Annotated in this window: 25 protein-coding genes; 13 read left to right on the top strand and 12 right to left on the bottom strand. The window is 43.1% G+C overall.

What is annotated here, in order from left to right; translation table 11 throughout:
- Both istB and OCV36_RS04190 read left to right on the top strand, forming a co-directional pair.
- On the top strand, positions 1-741 hold the full coding sequence (istB, locus tag OCV36_RS04200) for an IS21-like element ISVch3 family helper ATPase IstB (protein ID WP_135459317.1): 741 nt from the start codon (positions 1-3) through the stop codon (positions 739-741).
- A gap of 191 nt (positions 742-932) precedes the next feature.
- Entirely contained in the window at positions 933-1,382 is a 450-nt protein-coding gene (locus OCV36_RS04190; RefSeq protein WP_135459287.1) for an NfeD family protein, read from the top strand.
- A 564-nt stretch (positions 1,383-1,946) separates the two neighbouring features.
- On the opposite strand, the gene cueR is transcribed toward OCV36_RS04190, so the two are convergent.
- The 5 genes from cueR to zipA all read right to left on the bottom strand — a co-directional run bounded on the left by cueR (position 1,947) and on the right by zipA (position 8,182).
- Positions 1,947-2,339 (bottom strand): Cu(I)-responsive transcriptional regulator, encoded by a 393-nt coding sequence (gene cueR, locus OCV36_RS04185; protein ID WP_017073177.1) that lies wholly within the window; start codon positions 2,337-2,339, stop codon positions 1,947-1,949.
- A gap of 123 nt (positions 2,340-2,462) precedes the next feature.
- Positions 2,463-3,266 carry a DUF2057 family protein gene (locus OCV36_RS04180; RefSeq protein WP_017073178.1) on the bottom strand — a complete coding sequence of 268 codons (804 nt, stop codon included), beginning with the start codon at positions 3,264-3,266 and terminating at the stop codon, positions 2,463-2,465.
- A gap of 98 nt (positions 3,267-3,364) precedes the next feature.
- Positions 3,365-4,501 (bottom strand): porin, encoded by a 1,137-nt coding sequence (locus OCV36_RS04175; protein WP_135459286.1) that lies wholly within the window; start codon positions 4,499-4,501, stop codon positions 3,365-3,367.
- A gap of 535 nt (positions 4,502-5,036) precedes the next feature.
- Complete coding sequence (gene ligA / locus OCV36_RS04170; protein ID WP_135459284.1) at positions 5,037-7,049, bottom strand: NAD-dependent DNA ligase LigA; 2,013 nt, start codon at positions 7,047-7,049, stop codon at positions 5,037-5,039.
- 92 nt (positions 7,050-7,141) lie between these two features.
- The gene (gene zipA / locus OCV36_RS04165) at positions 7,142-8,182 is read right to left on the bottom strand and encodes a cell division protein ZipA (protein ID WP_135459282.1); all 1,041 of its coding nucleotides are present in this window, start codon (positions 8,180-8,182) and stop codon (positions 7,142-7,144) included.
- A 229-nt stretch (positions 8,183-8,411) separates the two neighbouring features.
- Here zipA and cysZ point away from each other — a divergent pair, with 229 nt between their 5' ends.
- The 5 genes from cysZ (at position 8,412) to crr (ending at position 13,399) form a co-directional block, all read left to right on the top strand.
- A complete protein-coding gene (gene cysZ, locus OCV36_RS04160; protein ID WP_017073182.1) occupies positions 8,412-9,170 on the top strand; it encodes a sulfate transporter CysZ in 759 nt (252 codons plus the stop codon).
- 223 nt (positions 9,171-9,393) lie between these two features.
- Positions 9,394-10,362, top strand: a complete 969-nt coding sequence (gene cysK / locus OCV36_RS04155) for a cysteine synthase A (protein WP_135459280.1) — start codon at positions 9,394-9,396, stop codon at positions 10,360-10,362.
- 302 nt (positions 10,363-10,664) lie between these two features.
- A complete protein-coding gene (locus OCV36_RS04150) occupies positions 10,665-10,922 on the top strand; it encodes an HPr family phosphocarrier protein (protein ID WP_004734263.1) in 258 nt (85 codons plus the stop codon).
- 136 nt (positions 10,923-11,058) lie between these two features.
- Complete coding sequence (ptsI, locus tag OCV36_RS04145; RefSeq protein WP_017073184.1) at positions 11,059-12,783, top strand: phosphoenolpyruvate-protein phosphotransferase PtsI; 1,725 nt, start codon at positions 11,059-11,061, stop codon at positions 12,781-12,783.
- A gap of 106 nt (positions 12,784-12,889) precedes the next feature.
- Entirely contained in the window at positions 12,890-13,399 is a 510-nt protein-coding gene (gene crr / locus OCV36_RS04140; RefSeq protein WP_004737851.1) for a PTS glucose transporter subunit IIA, read from the top strand.
- A 414-nt stretch (positions 13,400-13,813) separates the two neighbouring features.
- Here crr and OCV36_RS04135 read toward each other — a convergent pair whose 3' ends face one another.
- The 4 genes from OCV36_RS04135 to OCV36_RS04120 form a co-directional block, all read right to left on the bottom strand.
- Positions 13,814-14,947 (bottom strand): flagellin, encoded by a 1,134-nt coding sequence (locus OCV36_RS04135; protein ID WP_132969903.1) that lies wholly within the window; start codon positions 14,945-14,947, stop codon positions 13,814-13,816.
- Positions 14,948-15,244: 297 nt separating this feature from the next.
- Entirely contained in the window at positions 15,245-16,378 is a 1,134-nt protein-coding gene (locus OCV36_RS04130) for a flagellin (protein ID WP_017073787.1), read from the bottom strand.
- A 120-nt stretch (positions 16,379-16,498) separates the two neighbouring features.
- Positions 16,499-17,422: a Dyp-type peroxidase gene (locus tag OCV36_RS04125; protein WP_135456096.1), complete on the bottom strand. Its 924-nt coding sequence runs from the start codon at positions 17,420-17,422 to the stop codon at positions 16,499-16,501.
- Between the two features lie 66 nt (positions 17,423-17,488).
- Positions 17,489-17,950 carry a DUF2919 domain-containing protein gene (locus tag OCV36_RS04120; protein WP_029224891.1) on the bottom strand — a complete coding sequence of 154 codons (462 nt, stop codon included), beginning with the start codon at positions 17,948-17,950 and terminating at the stop codon, positions 17,489-17,491.
- A gap of 109 nt (positions 17,951-18,059) precedes the next feature.
- Here OCV36_RS04120 and OCV36_RS04115 point away from each other — a divergent pair, with 109 nt between their 5' ends.
- Positions 18,060-18,404: a DUF2956 domain-containing protein gene (locus OCV36_RS04115; RefSeq protein ID WP_017073790.1), complete on the top strand. Its 345-nt coding sequence runs from the start codon at positions 18,060-18,062 to the stop codon at positions 18,402-18,404.
- 12 nt (positions 18,405-18,416) lie between these two features.
- Positions 18,417-18,749 (top strand): DUF4156 domain-containing protein, encoded by a 333-nt coding sequence (locus tag OCV36_RS04110; RefSeq protein ID WP_017073791.1) that lies wholly within the window; start codon positions 18,417-18,419, stop codon positions 18,747-18,749.
- A gap of 96 nt (positions 18,750-18,845) precedes the next feature.
- On the opposite strand, the gene OCV36_RS04105 is transcribed toward OCV36_RS04110, so the two are convergent.
- The gene (locus tag OCV36_RS04105; protein WP_029223467.1) at positions 18,846-19,133 is read right to left on the bottom strand and encodes a winged helix-turn-helix domain-containing protein; all 288 of its coding nucleotides are present in this window, start codon (positions 19,131-19,133) and stop codon (positions 18,846-18,848) included.
- Positions 19,134-19,338: 205 nt separating this feature from the next.
- Here OCV36_RS04105 and OCV36_RS04100 point away from each other — a divergent pair, with 205 nt between their 5' ends.
- The 4 genes from OCV36_RS04100 (at position 19,339) to OCV36_RS04085 (ending at position 21,920) form a co-directional block, all read left to right on the top strand.
- Positions 19,339-19,686 (top strand): ArsC family reductase, encoded by a 348-nt coding sequence (locus OCV36_RS04100; RefSeq protein ID WP_135456094.1) that lies wholly within the window; start codon positions 19,339-19,341, stop codon positions 19,684-19,686.
- 158 nt (positions 19,687-19,844) lie between these two features.
- Positions 19,845-20,981, top strand: coding sequence for a succinyl-diaminopimelate desuccinylase (gene dapE / locus OCV36_RS04095; RefSeq protein ID WP_135456092.1), 1,137 nt, complete (start codon positions 19,845-19,847; stop codon positions 20,979-20,981).
- A gap of 46 nt (positions 20,982-21,027) precedes the next feature.
- Positions 21,028-21,702, top strand: coding sequence for a M15 family metallopeptidase (locus OCV36_RS04090; RefSeq protein WP_135456090.1), 675 nt, complete (start codon positions 21,028-21,030; stop codon positions 21,700-21,702).
- Positions 21,703-21,710: 8 nt separating this feature from the next.
- Positions 21,711-21,920, top strand: coding sequence for a DUF2897 family protein (locus OCV36_RS04085; protein WP_004734277.1), 210 nt, complete (start codon positions 21,711-21,713; stop codon positions 21,918-21,920).
- A 167-nt stretch (positions 21,921-22,087) separates the two neighbouring features.
- On the opposite strand, the gene bamC is transcribed toward OCV36_RS04085, so the two are convergent.
- Positions 22,088-23,134 carry an outer membrane protein assembly factor BamC gene (gene bamC, locus OCV36_RS04080; RefSeq protein ID WP_135456088.1) on the bottom strand — a complete coding sequence of 349 codons (1,047 nt, stop codon included), beginning with the start codon at positions 23,132-23,134 and terminating at the stop codon, positions 22,088-22,090.
- A gap of 49 nt (positions 23,135-23,183) precedes the next feature.
- Positions 23,184-24,062: a 4-hydroxy-tetrahydrodipicolinate synthase gene (gene dapA / locus OCV36_RS04075; RefSeq protein WP_135456086.1), complete on the bottom strand. Its 879-nt coding sequence runs from the start codon at positions 24,060-24,062 to the stop codon at positions 23,184-23,186.
- Positions 24,063-24,161 lie beyond the last annotated feature (99 nt).

The raw sequence follows: 24,161 nt of genomic DNA, 5'->3' as shown, positions 1-24,161 counted from the left end.
ATGAATGCACTGAACGACCAACTCAAAACCCTACGCTTGAGCCATGTAGCGAAAGCATTAGAGCAGCAGCAAGAGCAACTGACCACCTACGCAGAACTGGACTTCGAGGAAAGGCTAAGCCTACTTCTGGAAAGCGAGATCTTGAATCGCAATCAGAGCAAAATCCAACGCTTAAAACGACAAGCCAAGCTGAGAGTAGATGCGCAGCCGAGCCAACTCATCTATAAGGAGGGACGAAACCTCAATCGTAAACAGATGAGCGAACTTCTGACGGGCAGTTATCTATACAAACACCAGAACATCTTGGTTACAGGCCCAACAGGCGCAGGCAAAACGTATCTTGCCTGCGCACTGGCAACCAGCGCCTGTGACCAACAACAAACGGTTAAGTACTACCGATTAACTCGCTTGCTTGACGACCTGACCGCTGGTCGTCTGGATGGTAGCTATCAAAAGCAACTCCAATCGCTGGCTAAGAAAACCTTACTGATCCTCGACGACTGGGGGATGGAAAAACTCACTCAAGAGCATGCGGGTCACTTATTAGAAGTGCTGGAAGAGCGTTATCAAAACAGCAGCACAATCGTCATCAGCCAGTTACCTGTAAGGGAGTGGTACAACATGATCGGCAACGCCACCGTCGCGGACGCGCTAATGGATCGGTTAGTACACAATAGTCATAGAATAGAACTGGGAGGTGAGTCAATGAGAAAACTGGCGCAATCCGATCACTTAGAGTAAAAATAAGAAGAGAGAAAAACGGTAGGATCAGGTGATCGGAATAAACCGAAACGAGCGATCGCAATCACCGAAATACGCAAAACGGCAAGATCATCATGCTACCACTCGAAGCGACTGGCCTAATGGGCTCTATCGCAGGTATCGCAGAGATGTTTGCACATAAGAATGATAAGGGTAGTAAGGACTAACTTATGTTCGAGTTACTAGAGCAAGTAAACCATTGGCATTGGTTAGCATTTGGTCTAGCGCTGCTAGCCCTAGAGCTGGTTGGCACCGCTGGTTACTTTTTGTGGATAGGCATATCTGCCATGTTGGTCGGAGCGCTATTAGGCGCGCTACCAATCGGCTGGCAGATGCAATGGTTGTCCTTTGCGAGTTTCTCGCTTATCACCACTTGGTTGTGGTGGAGAAGACAGTTATCTAACGACAAGCAATCAGATGCTAACAGAGACCTGAATCAAAGAGAAAAGCAGCTAGTTGGGCAAACGGTTCGTTTAACAGAAGATATTCAACGTGGGAATTGCCGTATTAAAGTTAGCGACTCATCTTGGTCAGCAAGAGCGAGTCAAGATATCCAATCTGGTACCGAAATTAAGATTGTTGCTTTAGACGGAATAATTCTAATAATAGAGCCTTTATAATTAAAGTGCATATAAAGCCTACATTAACGATAAATGTGGGCTTTGGCAGCTTCAAACGACAAATAACATTCGAATTATCATTGCGATAGATCGAACTGAATAAAAAATAAGTTCTTATTTCGTAAAACTAATTTATCTAATAAGACTAAAAAGATATAAGAAACCCTAGTTTATACACCAATATATATATGAATTAGAAGCCACTAGCTCGCTTAATTATAATTAATAAAAATGTTAAGCTCGTCAAATTTTTGAAATTTTCCTCTCCTTGTCCATACTTTCATTTATCTCAATCAGAGATAAACCTAACGGAGTTCGTATGAGACATATTTTAATAATTTTAACAGCTATGTTCAGCCTGTCGTTTGGAAGCGCTATTGCAGGGACTCAGTCTCCGGGCAATGGAAATATGGGGCCTATTGTTAAGTGTTCAGATGGTAACTCGGTCACTCATGTGCCACTGCTGATCTGTAAACATTACGGCGGAAAAGTGCTGTGATAAGTGAGTAAAGTCAGGCTAATAATATAATTTGCGGCCTGACGATTATTTATAACTGAAACAGCCTAACTACGGCCAGATAGATTATTTAGAATCGGACATTCGGTAGAAGTGTCGCCTGGGCAATCATGCACCCAAGACTGTAACTGAGCCTTCATTTTATTTAACTCAGCAAGTTTCAATTCAATTTCATCTAACTTCTGAGTGGCCTTCTTCTTTACTTCGTAGCTTTGTCTGTTCGGATTCATTGCCAACTCGACAAGCGACTTACACTCATCGAGAGTGAATCCAACCATTTTAGCTCTCAGTACGAACTCTAATTGGTCGATATGAATCTCGCCGTATTGCCTGTAACCATTTTCTGATCGGTGTGGTGGGCTCATCATGCCTTTACTTTCGTAAAAACGAATGGATTTAGCTGTTGTACCAACACGTTTCGCTACTTCACCAATATTCACTCTATTACCTTCAATTCAAATTGTTACCTAAAACAAAGAGCGCGACCTAAAATGAAAAACCGCAGTACTGCTGTTATACAATACTGCGGTTGAAAAACATAGCTAGAGACTTACGTTAGAGGGTTACTCTTGCTCTAACAGCCAAATCATAGTTTGAGATTTTTCTTCACTGTCTAGCTTATTGAACCAATATGAAACCATCTCGATTTCTTTTGAGCCTTCAATTGATGCTGGAGAAGCGTTCTTACGATTTTTGAATGCCCAATCTGTCACTGCGGACTGCTCTTCTTTTGTCGCTTGTCCATACCAGTAGTTAACCATCTCTTGAGCTTGTGAAGCTTTGGGTTCTTCAGCAACAACCGCTGCTACAGGTACCGCGACTGGAGCAACCGCGATCGCAGTATGATTATTCGCACCATTGTAGATCGTGTCGATATACGCTTTCGGCACAATGAAAGTTGTACTCATTACTGAGTTTTGTCCATCAAGCGTAAACTCTAAGTTCTTTTCTCTTGCCTGCTGAATATCAGCTTCGCTTAATGGAAATTTAATATATTGAGTCTTTGTGCAGTGTTCGCTGCAGCTTTCTCTTGGAACTTGTCTGTCTTCTAGCTCAAGTGTCTTACCGAAAAAGCTCACTGTTTCGTATTCTTTATAGCTCTGGAAGTAGCTAACATCCATGATAATTGAAGATTCTGGAGCTGAGTTCTGTGTTACTTCTTTGTTGTACGTAAAGTAAAGTGACGATTTCAGGATGTCCGCCCCTACATTCGCTTTACTTTCGGCAACGTAAGATTGTCCAGTTACCTGAATATAACCACCTTTGGGCTGCACATCTGCAACTGAATCTGCAAAATTACTTTGTGAATCGAGTGAACTACAAGCTCCCAAAAATAATGATAATACAACTACACTAACTTTATTCATTATGACTAATTCCTTATGTTCACTATGGAAAAACGCTGGCAAAATAATTTACCAGCGTTTTGATTCTATTTAACTATTTTTAAGCTGATAATTTTAGCTTAGAAACCGTACTCAAGACCAACGCGAGTTACGATATCTGTATCAGCGTCACCAACAGTACGACCCGCTACACGTAGGTAAGGTACGAAACCGTTGTGAACAGCCATTAGCTGACCAGAGATAGTGTTGCTATCTGAGTTAGCTTCTTTCTTACCGTTAAGTTCAGATTCTAAGTTCGCTGCGTAACCCAGTTTAAAGCCGATTGGACCGTTCCAGTATTGACCAATAATTGAGTAAGAATCTTGTGTTTGCTTACGGATGCCGTTATCTAGCTCTTCGCCTTTAAACGCAGCTGCAAAACCGAAGCCTGCTGGCAGGCTCGCTTCGAAGCCAACGATATAAGCAAATGTATCATCATCGTATCCAGCAACTACGTCAGATTGATATTGGTCACCAGCTTTAACAACCGTACCGTCAGCAAGTTTAACTTCTTTTTGAGCGATCAGGTATTCACCACCAGTTTGAGCAACTACACGAGTACCAGACTCTACCGCACCCATGAATGTAATTTTTTCGAAGCTGTACTTAGCACTTGCGCCAACAAAGTTAGCATCACGAGTCGCAGCACCGCCACCGTTGTCGTTATCATCACGACCAACAGAAGCTGCAAAAGAGAAACCACCAAATTTAGCTGAATCGTAACGTACTTGGTTAGATTGACGATCGTAGTGACCGTTGATGCCGCCCCAATCGAATACAGAACCTAGACCCGGGTTAGAGAATGGCCAATCGACGATTTCGTATAGTGGTGTAAGAACACGACCCACACGTAGATTACCCCAAGAACCAGAAGCACCAACGAACGTATCACGGAAACCAAGCACACCGCCTGAAACACCACCATGAGACCAGTCTGTGCTATCTACGTAACCAGATTCAATCTGCATTGTGATTAATACGTCATCAAACATATCTTTATGTGCACGGAAGCCGATACGAGATTCGTTCTCTACAACAAAGCCGTCACTATTGTTGCCATTATCAGTAGTGTTGTAGTTAACCATTGAGATAGCTGCAACACCGTATACGTCAACGTTGAAGTCAGAGTTAATACCAACTTCTTTCGCCATTACGCCTGTCGATAAAAGTGCAACCGTTGCACCTAGTAGAGTACGTTTGAAAATTTTGTTTTCCATGGAATAAAACTCCTAAAAATGGATATAGCTGTTTGAATATTCCCCGCCTAAAGTTGGCCGCCGTAGAGAGAAATACCTTTTCTTGTTTGAGAACCCTAAATTCTGAATTCTCTATTTCCTTTCTGGTTATGCACATCGTGTGCATCCATGGCATTAAGACTAACTTCGCCCTCAAAAAGATCAATGAGAACTTAATTTTCATCTAAAAAAATATGAGTTGGTGCAAATTTAGTAGGTACTTAGTGATCCAGATCTACAAATTGAAAAACTCGCACAGAAAAACAATAAAAACCATTAAAAACCATTAAAAACAACAAGTTAAAACAACAAGCCCTTCATAAAAATAGAAGTGACTCGCATTTCTGACACAACTAGAACGGCATTTCATTAATGTTGAGCGCCATCACTGTCCTGATTTGATAGTTCGTATAGGTACAAAATTCTCAACAATTAAAAAGCTCATAAATTTATGACAAACACAAAAAAGGCACTCCTTTAAAAGGAGTGCCTTTGAGCTTTTTTTACCTGAATTTACTTATGAAATAAGAGAAATTAGATCTTCTTCAGTTCTTATTTCGATACCTAAATCTTGTGCTTTGGTTAATTTAGAACCCGCAGCTTCACCGGCAAATAATATGTCGGTTTTCTTAGAAACACTGCCTGTCACTTTTGCACCTAAAGCTTGTAACGCAGCTTTAGCTTCACTTCGACCAAGTTGAGATAGAGAGCCTGTTAATACAACCACTTTCCCCTCTAACGGTAGCTCTTGATCATCTGCAGCTTCTTCGATTGCAGGCCAGTTCACACCTAGACCTAACAACTGTTCGACTACGGCTCTGTTTTTCTCTTGTGAGAAGAAACTTGTGATATGGCTTGCAACAATGTCACCAATATCTGACACATTAACCAATTGCTCATGAGTTGCTGCTTGAACTAAATCGAGAGTCTTGAAGTGTTGCGCTAAGTTCATCGCAGTCGCTTCGCCCACTTCACGAATACCCAATGAATAAAGGAAACGTGCCAATGTTGTGTCTTTGGCTTTGTTGAGAGCACTCACTACGTTCTGTGCTGACTTAGGCCCCATACGATCAAGCACCGTAATCACACCAGCGCTCAACTTAAACAAGTCAGCAGGCGTTTCGACCATTTCGCGGTCTACGAGCTGCTCTATCACTTTGACGCCAAGGCCATCAACATCCAGAGCCTTTCTAGACACAAAGTGCTTAAGCGCTTCTTTACGCTGTGCCTGACAGACTAAACCACCTGTACAACGCGCTACAGCCTCTCCTTCAACGCGCTCTACTGCAGAGTTACATACTGGGCAAGCATCAGGGAATACAATGTCTCTCGCGGTATCAGGTCGACGATCTTGAACAACAGCGACAATTTGAGGAATTACGTCGCCAGCACGACGAATAATAACGCTATCCCCAACCTTTACACCTAAACGAGCAATCTCATCGGCATTGTGGAGCGTTGCATTACTCACCGTTACACCACCGACAAAGATAGGTTCCAGTTTAGCAACCGGTGTAATCGCGCCTGTGCGACCAACCTGAAACTCAACATCATTCAGCAGAGTAATCTCTTCTTGAGCTGGGAACTTATAAGCAATAGCCCAACGCGGTGCTCTTGCGACAAAACCAAGCACTTCTTGTGCGGCGATATCATCAACCTTAATTACTACGCCATCGATTTCGTAAGCCAAAGCATCGCGGCGAGTCATAATATCTTGATAATACGCTTTCACATCCTCAAGCGAGGTTAGTTGCTTAGTCTCTGGGCACATTGGTAGACCCCAGCCTTTAAGCTGTATAAAGCGCTGGTAGTGGCTATTTGAAAGCTTAGCTCCTTGTACCACACCAACACTGTACGCATAAAACGCCAATGGACGCTTCGCTGTGATACGAGAATCAAGCTGGCGTAAACTGCCTGCGGCGGCATTACGTGGGTTAACAAATACTTTATCGCCTTTCTTCAATGCCATTTCATTCAGTTTGTCGAAACCGGCTTTTGGCATAAACACTTCGCCACGAACTTCAATGCGCTCTGGCCAGCCTTCACCTTGTAATTTAAGCGGAATAGAACTGATCGTACGCACATTTTCGGTAATATTTTCACCCGTCGCGCCATCACCACGAGTAGCAGCTTGAACTAAGGTGCCATTAACGTAGAGCAAGCTCACCGCTAAGCCATCAAGTTTAGGCTCACAACAGAAGGTCTTAAGGTTGGCCATTGGTGCTCTATCAGACATACGCTTATTAAATGCATCCAAATCTTCATCAGAAAATGCGTTGTCCAAAGAAAGCATCGGGATCTCGTGAGCCACTTGAGTGAAGCCGTCTAACGGTTTCCCGCCAACACGTTGGCTTGGTGAGTCCACAGTCACTAGCTCTGGGTGCTCTTCTTCGATCTTTAACAACTGTTGCATTAATCGATCGTACTCGACATCAGGGATCTCAGGGCTATCTTCTACGTAATAACGAACGGCATGATAGTGCAGAGTTTCTCTTAACTGCTCTAAGGTAACTTGAATCGATTCTTTCATATCATTCTCTGTCGTGATTGAAATACCAAAAAGGGCTCCCTTAGGAGCCCTTTTCTATAAATATAGATTACTTACAAGGCTAAACAATGCGCTTAAGCATTCGCTGCCGTCATAAAGTCTCTGATTTGCTTGCGGCAGTCAGACAAACGGTTTGGTGTCATTAAGTTACGTGACTCATCCAAAACGTTTCCACCCAGGTCATCAGCAATTTTTTGCGCTGCACTCAGCATTACGTTGAAGTTTTGATCAGCTTGGCCGTAACATGGCAGCGTCATAAAGAACGAAATGCCTTTCGTTGTAAAGTCAGCAGGATCGTCATGTTCTAGCGTACCCGGCTGCATCATGTTCGCGACACTGAAAATAACTTTTGGCTCATCACTAGATTGTGCAAAGCAATGGTAGATAGACATTTCACCATAAGTTAGACCATTATTTTCCATGCTACGGAAAAGTTCAGTCCCCACAAATGGGATCTCTCCGGCGCAGTGAACATTAAGAACAATCACTTCAAGGCCAAGCTCTTCATCTTGCTTAGCTTCTTCAGTAAGCACTGCGCTTTGTGGAGCAATAGTTTCTTTCGAAACGAGCGGCTCATTTGGAATTAGGCGTTCGCTTTGAATTAATAGTTCTTCAATCGTTTCTTCTGACTTGTTATCAAACGAACCGTATTGCTCTTGAAAACCAGCGTGACTTTCTTTTTGCTCTTCAGTCAACTCAAAGCTTGGTACTTCAGGTTCAACCGCTTCTTCAAGCACTTCAGGATCTTCAACCTTAACTGGGTCTTCCACACTGAAAGAAGGTAGATCATTCAGTTCAATATCATCTTCGCGAATTTCTTTCTCTTGTGGAGCGATTAGCGGATCCGAGTCAATCAGTGGATCGGTCACAGATGGTGAAACAGCAAAATCCGGCTCTTTACGTTCTTTCCGGATTATCTCAAAATCATCTTCTGGGGCGAATGAACGGTTTGGGATCGTTTCTGCTTCATCTAAGCTATCGTTATCAAGCTTACCAAGCGGCTTATCACCAAACTTTGCTTTCCCTTCTTTTTTACTCGTCCACAGACCGTGGAACAATAATGCGGCGATAGCTAATGCGCCAACAATAATGAGTACAAATCGCAATTCCTGCATTTTTCGCTCTCAGCTTTCTTAGTCAACTAGCTATAAAGACGCTGTCACTAAGTTGGGTTAATTTGGCCAATATCACTACTCTATCAAAAGTAGCCACTGTTTTAGAACAACTTAATACAATTAGTTCCTTACATGGTGTGATTTTCGCCACGCTTTTTTTCTTAATTTCGGTCTAGTACACTAGGGATGTTTGCTATTTAACCAAATTCACATGTGACCTAATTTAAATATGACTATTGAATCTGTTCCCCGCTCCGGCTTTGGCTACTTTATTTTCGGAATAAAGATCGCTTTGTCACCGAGCATTCGTAAGTTTGTACTGCTTCCTCTTATTGCTAACGTATTACTTGTTGGTGGTGCCTTGTTTTATATTTTCTCCAACCTAAACACTTGGATTGAAGGCTGGATCGGTGCATTGCCAAGCTTTCTGTCGTGGTTATCATATATTTTATGGCCACTGCTTGTGTTGACCGTCTTGGCCACGTTTTCGTATTTCTTTAGCACGCTCGCTAACTTCATTGCAGCTCCCTTCAATGGTTTGCTCGCTGAAAAAGTAGAAGAGCTGCTTAGCGGCAAGAAAGTTAACGACGATGGCTTGCTTGATGCTTTAAAGGACACTCCACGTATATTAGCGAGAGAATGGCGTAAACTTGTCTACATTCTGCCAAAAGCGATCGGTTTATTCCTGCTTTTGTTAATTCCAGCACTAGGGCAAACTGTTGCGCCGTTTTTATGGTTTATCTTCACCGCATGGATGCTAGCCATTCAATACGCTGATTACCCGTTTGATAACCATAAAATCAAATTTGATGACATGAGAAACAATTTGAAACAAAAACAAGGCAAGACCTACAGCTTCGGCGCGCTTGTTTCTGTGTTCACCACAATTCCAATTTTAAATCTGATCGTCATGCCGGTGGCCGTCTGCGGCGCTACCGCTATGTGGGTTGCTGAGTTTAAAGATCAAGCTCTACGTTCTCGTCTTTAGCCTTCCAACACTTCCTCACTGCGCCTATCTTTTTGAAGCTCTGATTTCAATAAAGATAGGCGTGAATTCTGCTACATATCTATATGATATAACTTTTTAATCCTTTTACCTTTTTTTCAAGTTGTTTAATCTAAATTCAAGCTGAACAAACATCGAAAGACACTAGACGGTAAAGTGATTGATATACTACGTTTAGTTCTGTCATTAAATGAAGGAATATCGCATGAGCAAGATCTACGAAGACAACACCCTAACGATTGGTAACACACCTCTGGTCCGCCTTAACAAAGTAAGCAAAGGTAATGTACTTGCTAAGATTGAAGCTCGTAACCCAAGCTTCAGTGTTAAATGCCGTATCGGTTCAAACATGATCTGGGAAGCAGAAAAAGCAGGTACTCTTAAACCAGGTATTGAGCTTGTTGAGCCTACCAGTGGTAATACCGGTGTTGCTCTTGCATTCGTAGCAGCCGCTCGCGGTTACAAACTTACGCTAACTATGCCTGAGTCAATGAGCCTAGAGCGTCGTAAACTACTTAAAGCATTAGGTGCAAACCTAATCCTTACTGAAGCACCAAAAGGTATGAACGGCGCAATTGCTAAGGCAGAAGAAATTGTCGCTTCAGATCCAGAAAAGTACTTGCTACTTCAGCAATTCAACAACCCAGCGAACCCACAAATTCACGAGAAGACAACTGGCCCTGAAATTTGGGAAGCAACAGACGGTGAAATCGATGTATTTGTAGCGGGCGTAGGTACAGGCGGTACGCTTATTGGTACAAGTCGTTACATTAAAGGTGAGAAAGGCAAAGCGATCACTTCTGTAGCGGTTGAACCGGCAGAATCTCCAGTGATTGCACAAGCGCTTGCTGGCGAAGAAATCAAACCAGCTCCGCACAAAATCCAAGGTATTGGTGCAGGTTTTATCCCCGGCAACCTAGATTTAGACCTAATTGACCGTGTAGAGCCAGTAACTTCTGAAGAAGCGATTGAGATGGCTCAACGTCTAATGAAAGAGGAAGGTATCCTCGCAGGAATCTCATCTGGCGCAGCAGTAGTTGCGGCAAACAGAATTGCGGAACTACCTGAATTTGCAGGAAAGACCATCGTAACTGTGTTACCAAGCTCAGGTGAACGTTACCTAAGTACTGCCCTATTTGCCGACGTCTTTACGGAAAAAGAGAACCAACAATAATATGTAGTCAAATCAATTTTTCGTCCAAAAAAGCCCCGTTTAGGGGCTTTTTTGTTGATCCTTGCCCCACCTTTGGTAATATCGGGTCTGTTTTATTTTTCGCTTCAAAATAAAAGAAGCAATAAACAAATTCTTAAAGTCATGAGTACTCAATAAAAGACGACCATGGCTGGATAAAATTTTATAATCAGTCTAAGTTCTAACACGAACATGCCGTACTAGGCTCTAGCGCATTTGGGCTAAAGCAGTTAAGCTAAACTGGTTACAAACTTACAAAAAATAAATTAATTGGGGTATATCAAATGTACGAGAAGCAAGTAGAAATCACAGCAGAAAATGGCCTTCACACTCGTCCAGCTGCACAGTTCGTTAAAGAAGCAAAATCTTTCGATGCTGACATTACAGTGACTTCTAACGGCAAAAGCGCTAGCGCGAAAAGCCTGTTCAAGCTACAAACTTTAGGCCTAGTAAAAGGTACTAACGTTACTATTTCAGCTGAAGGCCCTCAAGCTCAGCAAGCAGTAGACCACCTAGTTGCTCTTATGGATCAACTACACTAATACGGTCTCCTTCTTTCCAAGCCATTTTGCATAGCAAAGTGGCTTTGTTCGAAATAGATAGCAATAAGCGCGACACTAGTCGACGACTTAAAGTCACACATTCTCCCGTTTACAGTTGAACAACTAAGGTAAGGCTATGATTTCAGGCATCCTAGCATCTCCTGGTATTGCTTTCGGTAAAGCACTACTACTTCAAGAAGATGACATTGTCCTAAACACTCAATCTATCTCAGACGATCAAGTTGAAGCAGAAGTTCAGCGTTTTTTTGACGCTCGTAACAAATCTTCTCAACAACTTGAAGTTGTAAAGCAAAAAGCACTTGAAACTTTTGGCGAAGAAAAAGAAGCAATCTTTGAAGGCCATATCATGCTGCTTGAAGATGAAGAGCTAGAAGAAGAGATTTTAGCACTCATCAAGAAAGACAAAATGCACGCAGACAACGCGATCTACACAGTGATCGAAGAGCAAGCTGTTGCACTAGAGTCACTTGATGATGAGTACCTAAAAGAACGTGCGACTGATATCCGTGATATCGGTACTCGCTTCGTTAAAAATGCACTAGGCATCAACATTGTTTCTATAGCAGATATCAATGAAGAAGTTATCCTAGTTGCTTACGACCTAACGCCATCTGAAACTGCACAAATCAACCTAGACTACGTTCTTGGTTTTGCTTGTGACATCGGCGGTCGTACATCTCATACTTCAATCATGGCACGTTCACTTGAGCTTCCTGCTATCGTTGGTACTAACGATATCACTAAGCAAGTTAAGAACGGCGACATGCTTGTGCTAGACGCGATGAACAACAAGGTCATCATCAATCCTTCTGATGCTGAATTAGCAGAAGCTAAGAAAATCAAATCTGATTTTGAAGCAGAAGCGACTGAGCTAGCAAAACTTAAAGACCTACCAGCTATCACTCTTGATGATCATCAAGTAGAAGTTTGCGGTAACATCGGTACAGTTAAAGACTGTGACGGTATTCTGCGTAACGGTGGCGAAGGTGTTGGTCTGTACCGTACTGAATTCCTATTTATGGACCGTGACGCACTTCCTACTGAAGAAGAGCAATACATTGCTTATAAAGAAGTAGCGGAAGCAATGCACGGCGAGTCAGTGATTATCCGTACTATGGATATCGGTGGCGATAAAGATCTACCATATATGGATCTTCCACAAGAGATGAACCCGTTCCTAGGCTGGCGTGCAGTACGTATCAGCTTGGATCGTCGTGAAATCCTACGTGACCAACTACGTGGCATCCTACGTGCTTCTGCACACGGTAATCTACGTATCATGTTCCCAATGATCATTTCTGTTGAAGAGATCCGTGAACTGAAAAAAGCAATCGAAGAGTACAAAGTTGAACTTCGCGCTGAAGGCCTAGCTTTCGATGAAGAAATCGAAATCGGCGTAATGGTTGAGACTCCAGCTGCTGCTGCAATCGCACACCATTTAGCGAAAGAAGTATCTTTCTTCTCTATCGGTACTAACGATCTAACGCAATACACTCTTGCAGTAGACCGTGGTAACGAAATGATTTCTCACCTATACAACCCACTATCTCCTGCTGTACTTACAGTAATCAAGCAAGTGATCGACGCATCACACGCTGAAGGTAAGTGGACTGGTATGTGTGGTGAGCTTGCTGGTGATGAGCGTGCAACGCTACTTCTTCTTGGTATGGGTTTAGATGAGTTCTCTATGAGCGGTATCTCTATCCCTAAAGTTAAGAAAGTAATCCGTAACTCTAACTTCGCAGAAGTTAAAGCGATGGCTGACGAAGCACTATCTCTACCTACAGCTGCTGAAATTGAAGCTTGCGTAGAAAAATTCATCGCTGAGAAAACTCAGTAATCGCCAAGAGCTTAATAAGATTGGACGGCTAAAAATAGTCGTCTAATTTGTTAGATTGGTATAGTATATTCTACAGAATAAAACTAAACGTTAGGAGCATGACACAATGGGTCTGTTTGACAAACTGAAAAAGCTTGTATCTGATGACAGCGCTGATGCTGGTGCAATCGAAATCATCGCACCTCTTTCTGGTGAAATCGTAAACATCGAAGATGTGCCAGATGTAGTTTTCGCTGAAAAAATCGTTGGTGACGGCATCGCTATCAAACCAGCTGGCGACAAAATGGTAGCTCCAGTTAACGGTACTATCGGTAAGATTTTCGAAACTAACCACGCGTTCTCTATTGAGTCTGACGACGGTGTTGAGCTTTTCGTTCACTTCGGTATCGATACTGTAGAACTTAAAGGCGAAGGCTTCACTCGTGTAGCTGAAGAAGGTCAATCTGTTAAAGCTGGTGACACTATCATCACTTTCGATCTAGCGCTTCTTGAAGAGAAAGCTAAATCAACGCTTACTCCAGTTGTTATCTCTAACATGGACGAAATCAAGGAGCTGAACAAGCTTTCTGGTTCTGTAACTGTTGGCGAAACTCCAGTTCTTAAAGTAACTAAGTAATTTCGATTACTTATCTGCTTTAATTAAAACGCTACCTAAGGGTGGCGTTTTTTGTGCCTGCTATATTTGTCTAGTTCCTTAAATCACAGTACTGACAGTCCGACTAAAAGCCCTTATCAACAAGCCCTCTGTAAGCTACCCGCCCCCTTAGATGTCACTAACTCCCCCCTACTTTCTTATTAAACAGAGTTAAACGCTATGCTCATCCACCTCCATCATTCCCTAATACCAACTCAGTACTTTTCTCAGCACACCTTTCGATAAAGAACAGGCAATAAAAAACCCAGCCGAAGCTGGGTCTGTTTAGCGCTCATCTCTCACCACGAGCTAATTTGTGGAAGCCTAACGTTAACGTTTATGATCAACTGCGCTTATGATAAACAGCGCTTATAACCAACGTGGCCTTTCAATCGATTAACCTAGTAGGCTAAGTGCCGAGTTCGGTGCTTGCTTCGCTTGAGCAAGAATAGAGCTTGAAGCTTGAGAAAGGATCTGAGACTTAGTCATCTGAGTCGTTTCTTTCGCGAAATCGGTATCTTTAATACGGCTCTTAGATGCGTTAACGTTCTCGTTAATGTTGTCTAAGTTGCTGATAGCGTGGTCGAAACGGTTTTGGAAAGCACCCAGTTCAGCACGGTGGCTGTCTACATACTTAAGTGCCGCATCGATGACTGCTACAGATTCTTGTGCGCCACCAACTGATGTCACGTCGATAGTATCAACCGTTACATCTTTGCTAGGTTGCATGCCTAATTCGCCAGCAAGGCTGCCAGAGAATGCCACTTCGCCTTCAACTTTGTTGTTGCCAGTAAACATCTGTAGCTTACCGTCTTCAGTTACAGACGCTTTAACAGAGTCTTGTTGACCGTTGATGTACGTTGCTAGCTCTTCGATGTCATCGCCCGCTTTCGCAGACACATCGATTTCTTGTGCTTGACCGAAATTATCAGTGAACGACATTTTTAGGTCGTTAGAACCAGCTTGAACGTTCCAGTCTTTGTCTTTCGCGTTCTCAGTTTGGTAACTCTTACCACCCATCTGAGCATTATCAGAGCGCATGTCTTTCAGTTGAAGCATTACCGCTTCACCGTTATCCGCACCGATTTGGAATGATTTAGTACCGTGAGTACCGTTAAGCAGCTTGTTGCCACCAAAAGACGTGGTTTCCGCAATACGGTTCAGTTCGTCGTTCAGTGCTGTTACTTCTTCTTGAATCGCTACACGCTCAGATTTTGAGTTTGAGCCGTTTGAAGATTGTAGAGACAAATCACGCATACGTTGCAGGATGTTAGTAGTCTCGTTCATTGCACCTTCAGCAGTTTGTGCAATAGAGATACCGTCGTTTGCGTTACGTACAGCAACATCAAGGCCGCGGCTTTGAACGTTCAAACGGTTCGAGATTTGTAGGCCCGCAGCGTCATCTTTCGCGCTGTTGATTTTAGAGCCTGAAGCTAGACGCTCCATTGATGTTTGTTGTGCGCTGTTTGCGTTGTTTAGGTAACGTTGCGCTGTCATCGCTGAAACGTTTGTATTTACATTTACTGCCATGGTGATTTCTCCAATTGATTTTCCGGTATAGCGGTTTCCGACGTCTCGGAAAACCAAGTAGTTATCTCTAAGTTACTTTTAATAACGGCGCGAATGCTGAAACCTTTAGAAAAAAAACAACAAAATTAAAGAAATAGCGATAAACGAGAAGAAAGTGTGACTGGCAGTAAAATTATCAAAAAAAGATGAGAAAAAGGTTAAAGTCGCAGAGAAGTTGGCCGAACGGAAAGTTGTATTTTTATTAACCAAAGGGCTTTAGTTAAGCTGAAATACCTTTATAAGATTCGAAGTGATTTATTAACCTAACAAGGTTAAGGCAAGATTCGGCGCTTGTTTGGCTTGAGCCAGTATTGTGGTGCTCACTTGCTGCAATATTTGCTGTTTGAGCATTTGAGTGGTCTCTTTGGCGTAGTCGGTATCTTTGATTCGGCTGTTGGATGTCGCCAAGTTCTCATGAACGTTTTCAAGATTGTTTATTGCATGGTCAAAGCGGTTTTGCATTGCGCCGAGTTCGGAACGATGACTGTCCACATACTTCATCGCTGTATCCAAAATAGAGACAGCACGCTGCGCGCCTCCCACATCGGTCACATTGATGTCATCGACTGATTCGTAAGAACCCGCCGACATCGAAAGCTCACTCGCTAACGAACCTGAGAAAGAGATCGTGCCCGCCGTGTCTTCGCCAGACATATAGATCTGAAGCTGACCTTCATCATTAACTGAAGCTGAGACCAGGTCCGTTTGACCATTAATGTAAGTCGCTAACTCTTCAATATCATCACCCGATTTCGCGTTAATAGTGATCTCTTGTGGCTGACCAAAACGATCAGTAAACGACATTGTCATATCATTCTGGTTAGACTTCACTTCCCATGAGTCACTTGCCATGCCGTTGGCAACATAGCTAAAACCACCCATGTTGATGTCGTCAGTACGCATGCTTTTTAAGCCGATCTGCACCGCTTCACCAGAGCTACCACCGATTTGAAACGAGGTATGCCCAAAGCTGCCATTGAGTAGCTTTTTCCCACCGAATGAGGTGGTTTCTGCAATTCGATTCAACTCGTCATTTAAAGCGGTCACTTCTTCTTGAATAGCGGTTCTTTCCGATTGGCTATTCGAACCATTACTCGCCTGTAGTGACAAATCTCGCATGCGTTGCATGATATTAGTGGTTTCATTCATCGCCCCTTCTGCAGTCTGCATAATAGAGATGCCATCGTTAGCATTTCGAACGGCGACATCAATACCACTCATCTGTGCTTCTAATCGATTCGAGATTTGTAAACCGGCAGCATCATCTTTTGCACTATTAATACGACTCCCTGAAGCTAGCCGCTCCAAAGATTGGTTCAGCATGTTATTGGCATTAGAAAGATTCCTCTGAGCCACTAACGCTGAGACATTTGTATTAACAGTTATAGCCATAGACCTTCACTTACAAAAAGATGAATAAAACTCACGATTGCTCTTATATCGACCAGTACATATAAAGCTTTAATAAAAAGGAGCCCTGAGGCTCCCTTTGTTGACTATCTTTAAGACGATTTACTTAATCGTTAATACACTCAACATGCCAGTTGAGGGCGCAAAGTAGTAAGCGCCAGTTACTGCTTTAGTAAAGCGAAGCAGTTGGTCTGTTTTACCATCTGTTGCGCCGTACATGCTCTCTAACATCGCATCAAAGTTATGACGAACATTACAGTAAGCAATGAACAATAAGCCGTGATCGCCTGTCGCTGTGCCGTAAGGTAGGCTGTGACGAACAATCTTAAGGCCCTTGCCTTCTTCTTTGATATCAACACGGCCTACGTGAGACGCAGCAGGAACATCATCAAGTTCAATTGAATCAGGCTTAGTTCGACCAATCACTTTCTCTTGTGCCGACACATTCAATCGATTCCAAGCTGGCAGGTTGTGCACAAAACGCTGCACCATCACATAACTACCACCAGCAAACTCACCCTCAGGAACAATCGCTACTTCGGCGCGTTGTGCATCTTTCGGGTTCTCAGTGCCATCTACGAAGTCCGTCATGTCACGAGAGTCTAGGAAGCGGTAACCGTAGGTTTCATCAACCACTTCAACATCAGCTGCCACTTCAGATAGCAATTTACGCAGAATAAAGAAGTGTAGATCATGTCGGTTTGAATGACAGTGAATAAGAACATCAGACAATGTGCTAGGTGCCGTAACATCACCTTCACCAAGCGCAGGGAAATCAATTAGGTCAGACGGGGCTGCTTGCTCAAACTTATCCCAAAATGCCTTTGAAAACGCAACCGATGACGTTAAGTTCGCATCGGGTTGAGTTTGGTTTAGCTCATCGATTAGGTTCGGAAGCTTTTGAAGTTCAGCTAAGACGTTTGCAGCGTTAGCATTTACTTTTAGTTGAACATAAAGAGCGAAAGGCCCAACTTCTGGCAAAATAGCGCTTTGAATTTGAGACTGCTCATTTGAGATGTTAAGCATAGATTAATCCTTTCATTTTTAAGCTTCTAAGTATAATTGTGAACGGGATAAATGTTTTGATGAGAATCAGTCTTCGTGCTCGACCACTTTAAAGCAATCTTTGGCGGTATGACTATTGGTTAGGTAAAGTGCTAACCATAAGAGCAACAATAAAGTTACCCCATTCGACCAACGAAACCATCCGTTGTCCAAATAGATCAAATACAGTGTATGAGTTCCTTGTGCCAAGATGGCTGTCATGGTGACCCAGCGCCCCCAAGACACGACTTTATTCAGACGTTTTCTATCTGGAGATCTTAGTCCAAACAACCACATAACAAGTAGACTAGGAATGCTCAATGCAATCCCAACATAGAACATGTAATGATCTGGATAAATAATTTCGAGGATATCGGTTCCCGACTCTCTGCTCGCTCCAGCAACAATGAAAACGACTAGAGCTTTCGCCAAAAATAACCAACCCAACCATAATAAGATTGGGGCTTTCAAAAAACCGTTCTTATCGTATTGTTCTATGGAGTACCGCACAAATCTCACTTTAACTTATCTTCAAACCAACACTTTAACGCAAATCATTCATACTTAACTAGGTTTGCGTTATCTTATTAGCTAATCCGTTTTAATTATCGAACTCAGCATGAAAAAGAAAACTAATACGCCGTCTGTTGAATCTCAACAAGAAGCACTGAAGATAGCCAAAGCGACTCAAAAGCCAGCTCAAACCAAAGAACAAACTAAGCTGATCGCTCAAGGTATCGAAAAGGGCATCGCTCTCTATAAAAAACAACAAAAAGAACGCAGTCGCCAAGCAGACAAAGCTAAGAAGCGTGTGCAGAAAGATAAACTGACTCAACAAGTTACCCAAGACCAAGATCATGATGTCTTGCCAACTGTTGAGCCATCATCAAATCACTCGAATAAATTACCGTGGTTGCTATTGATTGCAAGTTGGGTGGGCTTCGCAATTTATTTGATGAGATAGCAGGATAAACGTATGAAAAAGGAATTGGTTGCTTTGGCTATGAGTGGGTCTCTTTTGGGATGCACTACGCCGACTTCAGCCCCTCACAATGAAGCGGACAAAGTGCAGATGGATTTCCACGGCCTTATCAATATTGATCAGTGCGAGTATAAAGGGGAAGTCACGGGCAGCGAAGGCCACTGGTATAGTTACCTATTTTACCCGAACGACACCCTGATTCAGGGCGCCATGAATGAACTCAAATCGAATACGATTGAACTAGGCGCAGATACGGTGATATTTACACTTCCCCAAGACTTTAGCACTTCTGTCACTATGCTTGGCACAGCCTATCTGTGTGAGTAAGCAGATAAACAAATAAGCAAATAAACAGGTAAGTAAATTGGCATATCTGCATGCTCTGATTTTACGACGCCCAAAAGAAAGCCAGCTTTCGCTGGCTTATGCACTAAATCCAAGGCTTGTTGCTATATCGCCTTTACGTTCGATAACCCATTGACTATCAAATGGCCCCCAGTCGGATAACTGGTAATAACCATCATTATGACGTCGCCCATCTTGAACAAACATAAGTTCGATACCGATCCCCGGTAACGCCTTGAGTACATCTTGAATCGTACGACGAGGCCAACCCGTTTTTTCGATGAGTTTAGGCACATTTGGCCTATCAAGGCTTTCCACTAACAATGCTAAATATAGCCGCCTTGCAAAAACAGGACTCAACTCCATTGACACCTCCTATATATGTGCAGCTCAATTATTTCTTTTTTCGCTGACAACATGTTGAGGCTGATCAATAAGTCTCCAATAGTGACATTTTCTTACTGTTTTTTTTCACTCTATGAAATATTCCTCACTCTATTTTGTCTGAGTTGCTGCTTCCTGATAGGATTCAACTCATAACAATGAAATAAAATCACCCAAAGGAAGAATAATGACTATCACTATGTTCGGTATCCCAAACTGCGACACCATCAAAAAAGCGAAGAAATGGTTGGAAGCGGAAGGCATCGAGTTTGAATTCCACGACTATCGTAAACAAGGCATCAATGAAGAGTTGGTTACTGCCTTCTGTTCAGAGCTTGGTTGGGAACTTGTGCTAAACAAACGTGGTACGACTTATCGCCAACTTTCTCAAGAACAAAAAGATACGCTAACGGAAGAAAAAGCCATGACTTTACTGATTGAACAGCCAGCAATGATTAAGCGCCCTATCTTGAAAGTCGATGGCAAGCTTCATATTGGCTTCAAAGCCGACCAATACGCCGCTATTTTTGCTTAAATCGCGGCTTTGAGTAAAAGGGGATATTTACATAAATCGCCGTATTTACTTAGATCACGCATATTTAACTAAATAAACAGATATCAAGGCGTTGAACCTTCTCAATGCAGCGCCTGACAATTATTGACTAGACGTTTTATTAAACAAGGAATTCAAGGATGACAGATAGCCCAACTTTGGCTCTGGCAAAAGACCTCATTAGCCGCCAATCAGTAACACCTGAAGATGCCGGCTGCCAAGACCTGATGATTGAACGCTTAAAAGCACTCGGCTTTGAAATCGAAGTGATGGTATTTGAAGATACAACTAACTTTTGGGCTCGTCGTGGTACAGAAGCTCCTTTGTTTGCTTTTGCTGGACACACTGACGTCGTGCCAGCAGGCCCTGTTGAGCTTTGGGATACCAAGCCATTCGAACCGACGATCGTCGATGGTTTCTTACACGGGCGCGGCGCAGCAGACATGAAAGGTTCTCTGGCTTCAATGGTTGTTGCTGTTGAACAGTTCATTGCAAAACACCCTGACCACACAGGCTCGATTGGTTTCCTTATTACTTCTGATGAAGAAGGCCCTTTCATCAACGGTACAGTACGTGTTGTTGAAGCATTGATGGCTCGTGGTGAGAACATCGACATGTGTATTGTTGGTGAACCATCAAGCACTGAGTATGTGGGTGATGTTGTGAAGAACGGCCGTCGTGGTTCTATCACTGGCGATCTAACGATTAAAGGCACACAAGGCCACGTTGCTTACCCTCATCTAGCAAACAACCCAATTCATAGCTCTCTGCTTGCAATCAATGAGTTGGCAACGACTGAGTGGGATAAAGGTAATGACTACTTCCCGCCAACGAGCTTCCAGATCCCAAATGTAAGTGCAGGAACCGGAGCTTCGAATGTAATTCCTGGTGAGTTTAATGTTCAATTTAACCTGCGTTTTAGCACAGAACTAAATAACGATATTATCGTTGAACGAATCACAGCAATACTCGACAAGTACGATTTCGAATATGACCTAAAATGGACATTCAATGGCGACCCGTTCTTAACAGACGCAGGCTCACTGCTTGATGCTATTGTTGATGCCGTTGGTCACGTTAACGACGTAAAACCAGCCTTACTGACCACAGGTGGTACATCTGACGGACGCTTTATTGCACGCATGAAAGGACAAGTCGTCGAACTCGGCCCTGTGAATGCAACCATTCACAAGGTTAACGAATGCGTGAAAGTGGCTGACTTAGAGAAGCTAACCGACATGTATGAGAGAACATTAGTGAACCTGTTCGCTAAATAGTTCTTTCATCAGCGATTCATAGCATCTAATTATTGAGAGACGCGTTATGACACCAGAGCAGCTTACCGGACAATCCGATTCTCATCTGGAACCTAGCCTCATAGGTACCAAGACATTTCTGGTTCACAGTGATGTTAAAGATGACCTAAACAGTTTGATTGAAGCTGCTCAAGTCGCTGGGTTTAAAATGGAGGTTGCCAGTGGCTTTCGCGACTATGAAAGGCAATCTCTGATTTGGAACCGTAAGTTTTCTGGTGAAGCACCGATATTAGACTCAGAAAGCCAGCCACTTGATGCTTCAAGACTCAGTGAACATCAAAAGTTGTCGGCTATCTTAAGGTGGTCTGCGCTTCCTGGGGCGAGTCGTCACCATTGGGGTTGTGACTTTGATGTCTTTGCTCGTAATCACTTACCTGAAGGCACACAGCTTCAATTAGAACCATGGGAATACCTTACTGGCCACCAGCAGGCGTTTTACCAATGGCTATCTGTTCATGCTTCGCAATTTGGGTTCTTCTTTCCGTACAGCCAAGACCTTGGTGGTGTTGCAATAGAACCGTGGCATATTAGCCACCGTAAAGTTTCACAGTCGTGTTTATCACAGTTATCTCCCACTTTACTTGGCAAGCAACTGCAATCTAAGCCAATATTAGGGTATGAGATTATTGTGGAGCAGCTAGACGAGATCTACGCGCGCTTCGTAGCGAATATCAGTCATTAGGAGCGCTTATGTTGGAGTGGCTTACAAACCCTTGGGTTATCATCATCATAGTGGTTAGCGTTGTGGTGGGTAACATTGCCGCTCTTAAACAAACCGCGAATATGGATCTGACAGGTCGTAACAAAACAGAGAAAGACTTAGACAAGCTCAATCAATTGGATAAACAGAACCAAGAGAAAGCTCAAAAAGATGAGTCTACGGACAACAAAGACGCTTAATTTTGTAGCTCTAAGGAGTCAATCTAATTTGCTAATAATCCGCTGATGACTAATCAACGAATACAAAAAAGAGGACACAATGTGTCCTCTTTTTTATTGGCTTTAGCTAACCACAGGGCTGATATGACTTACTCTGTGGTTTTTCAGCTATGCTCACTCAGTTTTACTTACTCTGCATCAGCTTCTTTGTCATCTTTGGTTTGGTCAGCAACATGTGCCAATACCGGTACCATAGACTTAAGTAACGCTTCTTCTACTGGTTTACCTGATGCATCCGTTACGTTAATTGACGTACGGTTGCCAAGGTCACCAAACAAGAAGGTGTAAGTACCTGGAGCCAAATCAATGGGTTGTAGGCCAATTGTTTCCCAGAATTCATCATCTGGCGCTGCATACTTAGCTTTTACAGTACCTTGAGACTGGTTACGCTCTTCAAGCTCAAAGCCCATCGTCGGTAGCAAGGTAGGCAAACGCTGCCACAATACATTGTATGGAGTACGAGCAATGATCACAGGGAAGCCACTGCGATCCGCACCCATTGAAATTGGAATGCGTTTCACCAATTCTTGCGCTTTCAACGCCGCTTCAGCACGAAGGTTCTCATCGTACTTGGCCATGACTAAGTTAGTTAAGAACGCGTTGTAACGCTCTTTATTGGTTGCCGATACAGGTTTCTCTTCAGAACCTTCACGCCAATCAATAAGGTTAATTTTGAAACCATGGCGGTTGTTCGCTTGGAAACGAGAGAGAGAATAACGGCTGCCAATCTCTACTTCTTCGTCTTCAGAAACCCAAGTAACCCAGTCGGTCTCAATATCATTCTCTGATTGCTCACGAATGCCAATACCACGCTGAGCCAACATATCTACAGCAGTTTGCCACACTCGATCGGCTTCTTCTGCACGAAGGAGCCACAGAGTCACTTCACCATTTTGACGCTCAGCACGAGCCCCAGGGATCAGTTCAAGCACCTGTTGAGGTGGACGAATATCCACCTCACGACCTGTACCACCGCTAAACTCACCACTTGGGATATCAAAGTTTGGGTAAAACTGAGGTTGAGCATCTTCAGGCAATTGCCATTGTGAAAACTCAGGTGTTTCTAAGTATTCGAAATCATCTTTGGCTTGGCGACGTTGAGTCGGGCTGCCAGAACATGCTGTAAGAACGAAAACAGCCAGTGATCCAATCACTAGCTGGTGAGAATACTTCATTTACACTCCTAAATGCCGAAGGTTCGCTTCGGCATCACTTCATACGTTTTTAGTAAATGCACGCTTCAGTCATTGCTTGAGCAACAACAGGTCGAGCTGGTTCTGACAATTCAATCAGCGGTAGACGTAAGCCACCTTCAGCAATCAGACCCATTTTGTGAACCGCCCACTTTACGGGAATAGGGTTAGACTCAACGAACAAGTTCTTATGTAGAGGCATCAAGCGCTCATTGATCGCTTCAGCTTCTTCAAACTTACCTTCTTTCGCTAGCTTAAACATGGTCGCCATATCAGCAGCTGCAACATTGTTCGTTACAGATATCACACCATCGCCACCACGCTTAACAAATTCTAGGCCTGTTAAGTCATCACCACTTAGTAAGATAAAATCTTCGCCACAAAGTTCACGGTGAATTGCAATTCTGTCGAGATCACCCGTCGCATCTTTCAGTGCAACGATGTTTTCAATCTTAGCAAGGCGAGCAACTGTTTCTGGTAACAAGTCAACAGCAGTACGACCCGGTACATTATATAGAATCTGTGGAACGTCGCTTACTTCAGCAATTGCTTTGTAGTGTTGGTACAAACCTTCTTGAGTCGGCTTGTTGTAGTAAGGCGTTACGCTCAAGCAACCAGCAATACCAGAACCATTTAATAAACGGCTGAATAACACTGACTCGTGAGTTGCGTTCGCGCCAGTACCTGCGATTACAGGGATACGACCATCTGCAAATTCAACGATCTTATTGACGACTTTGACATGCTCTTCAATAGTGAGTGTTGAAGACTCACCAGTTGTGCCAACCGCAACCAGACCATCACTACCTGCAGCAACATGGTACTCAACTAGCTTTTTAAGGCTGTCGAAATCCACTTCACCATCTGTATTAAATGGCGTAACTAGCGCAACGATACTTCCTGAAAACATGTCTATCTCCCTTAATTTATTCTTTTTGCATGTTACTGTAAGCCAATCAATAAACACAAGACATTAAAGTGGCTTACTGGCAACATCTGCATTAAATAT

Origin of the sequence: Vibrio echinoideorum (assembly GCF_024347455.1) — a bacterium.
GTDB classification, from domain to species: domain Bacteria; phylum Pseudomonadota; class Gammaproteobacteria; order Enterobacterales; family Vibrionaceae; genus Vibrio; species Vibrio echinoideorum.
Note: the sequence above shows the minus strand (reverse complement) of the source record. Positions and strands in the feature narration are given on the sequence as shown.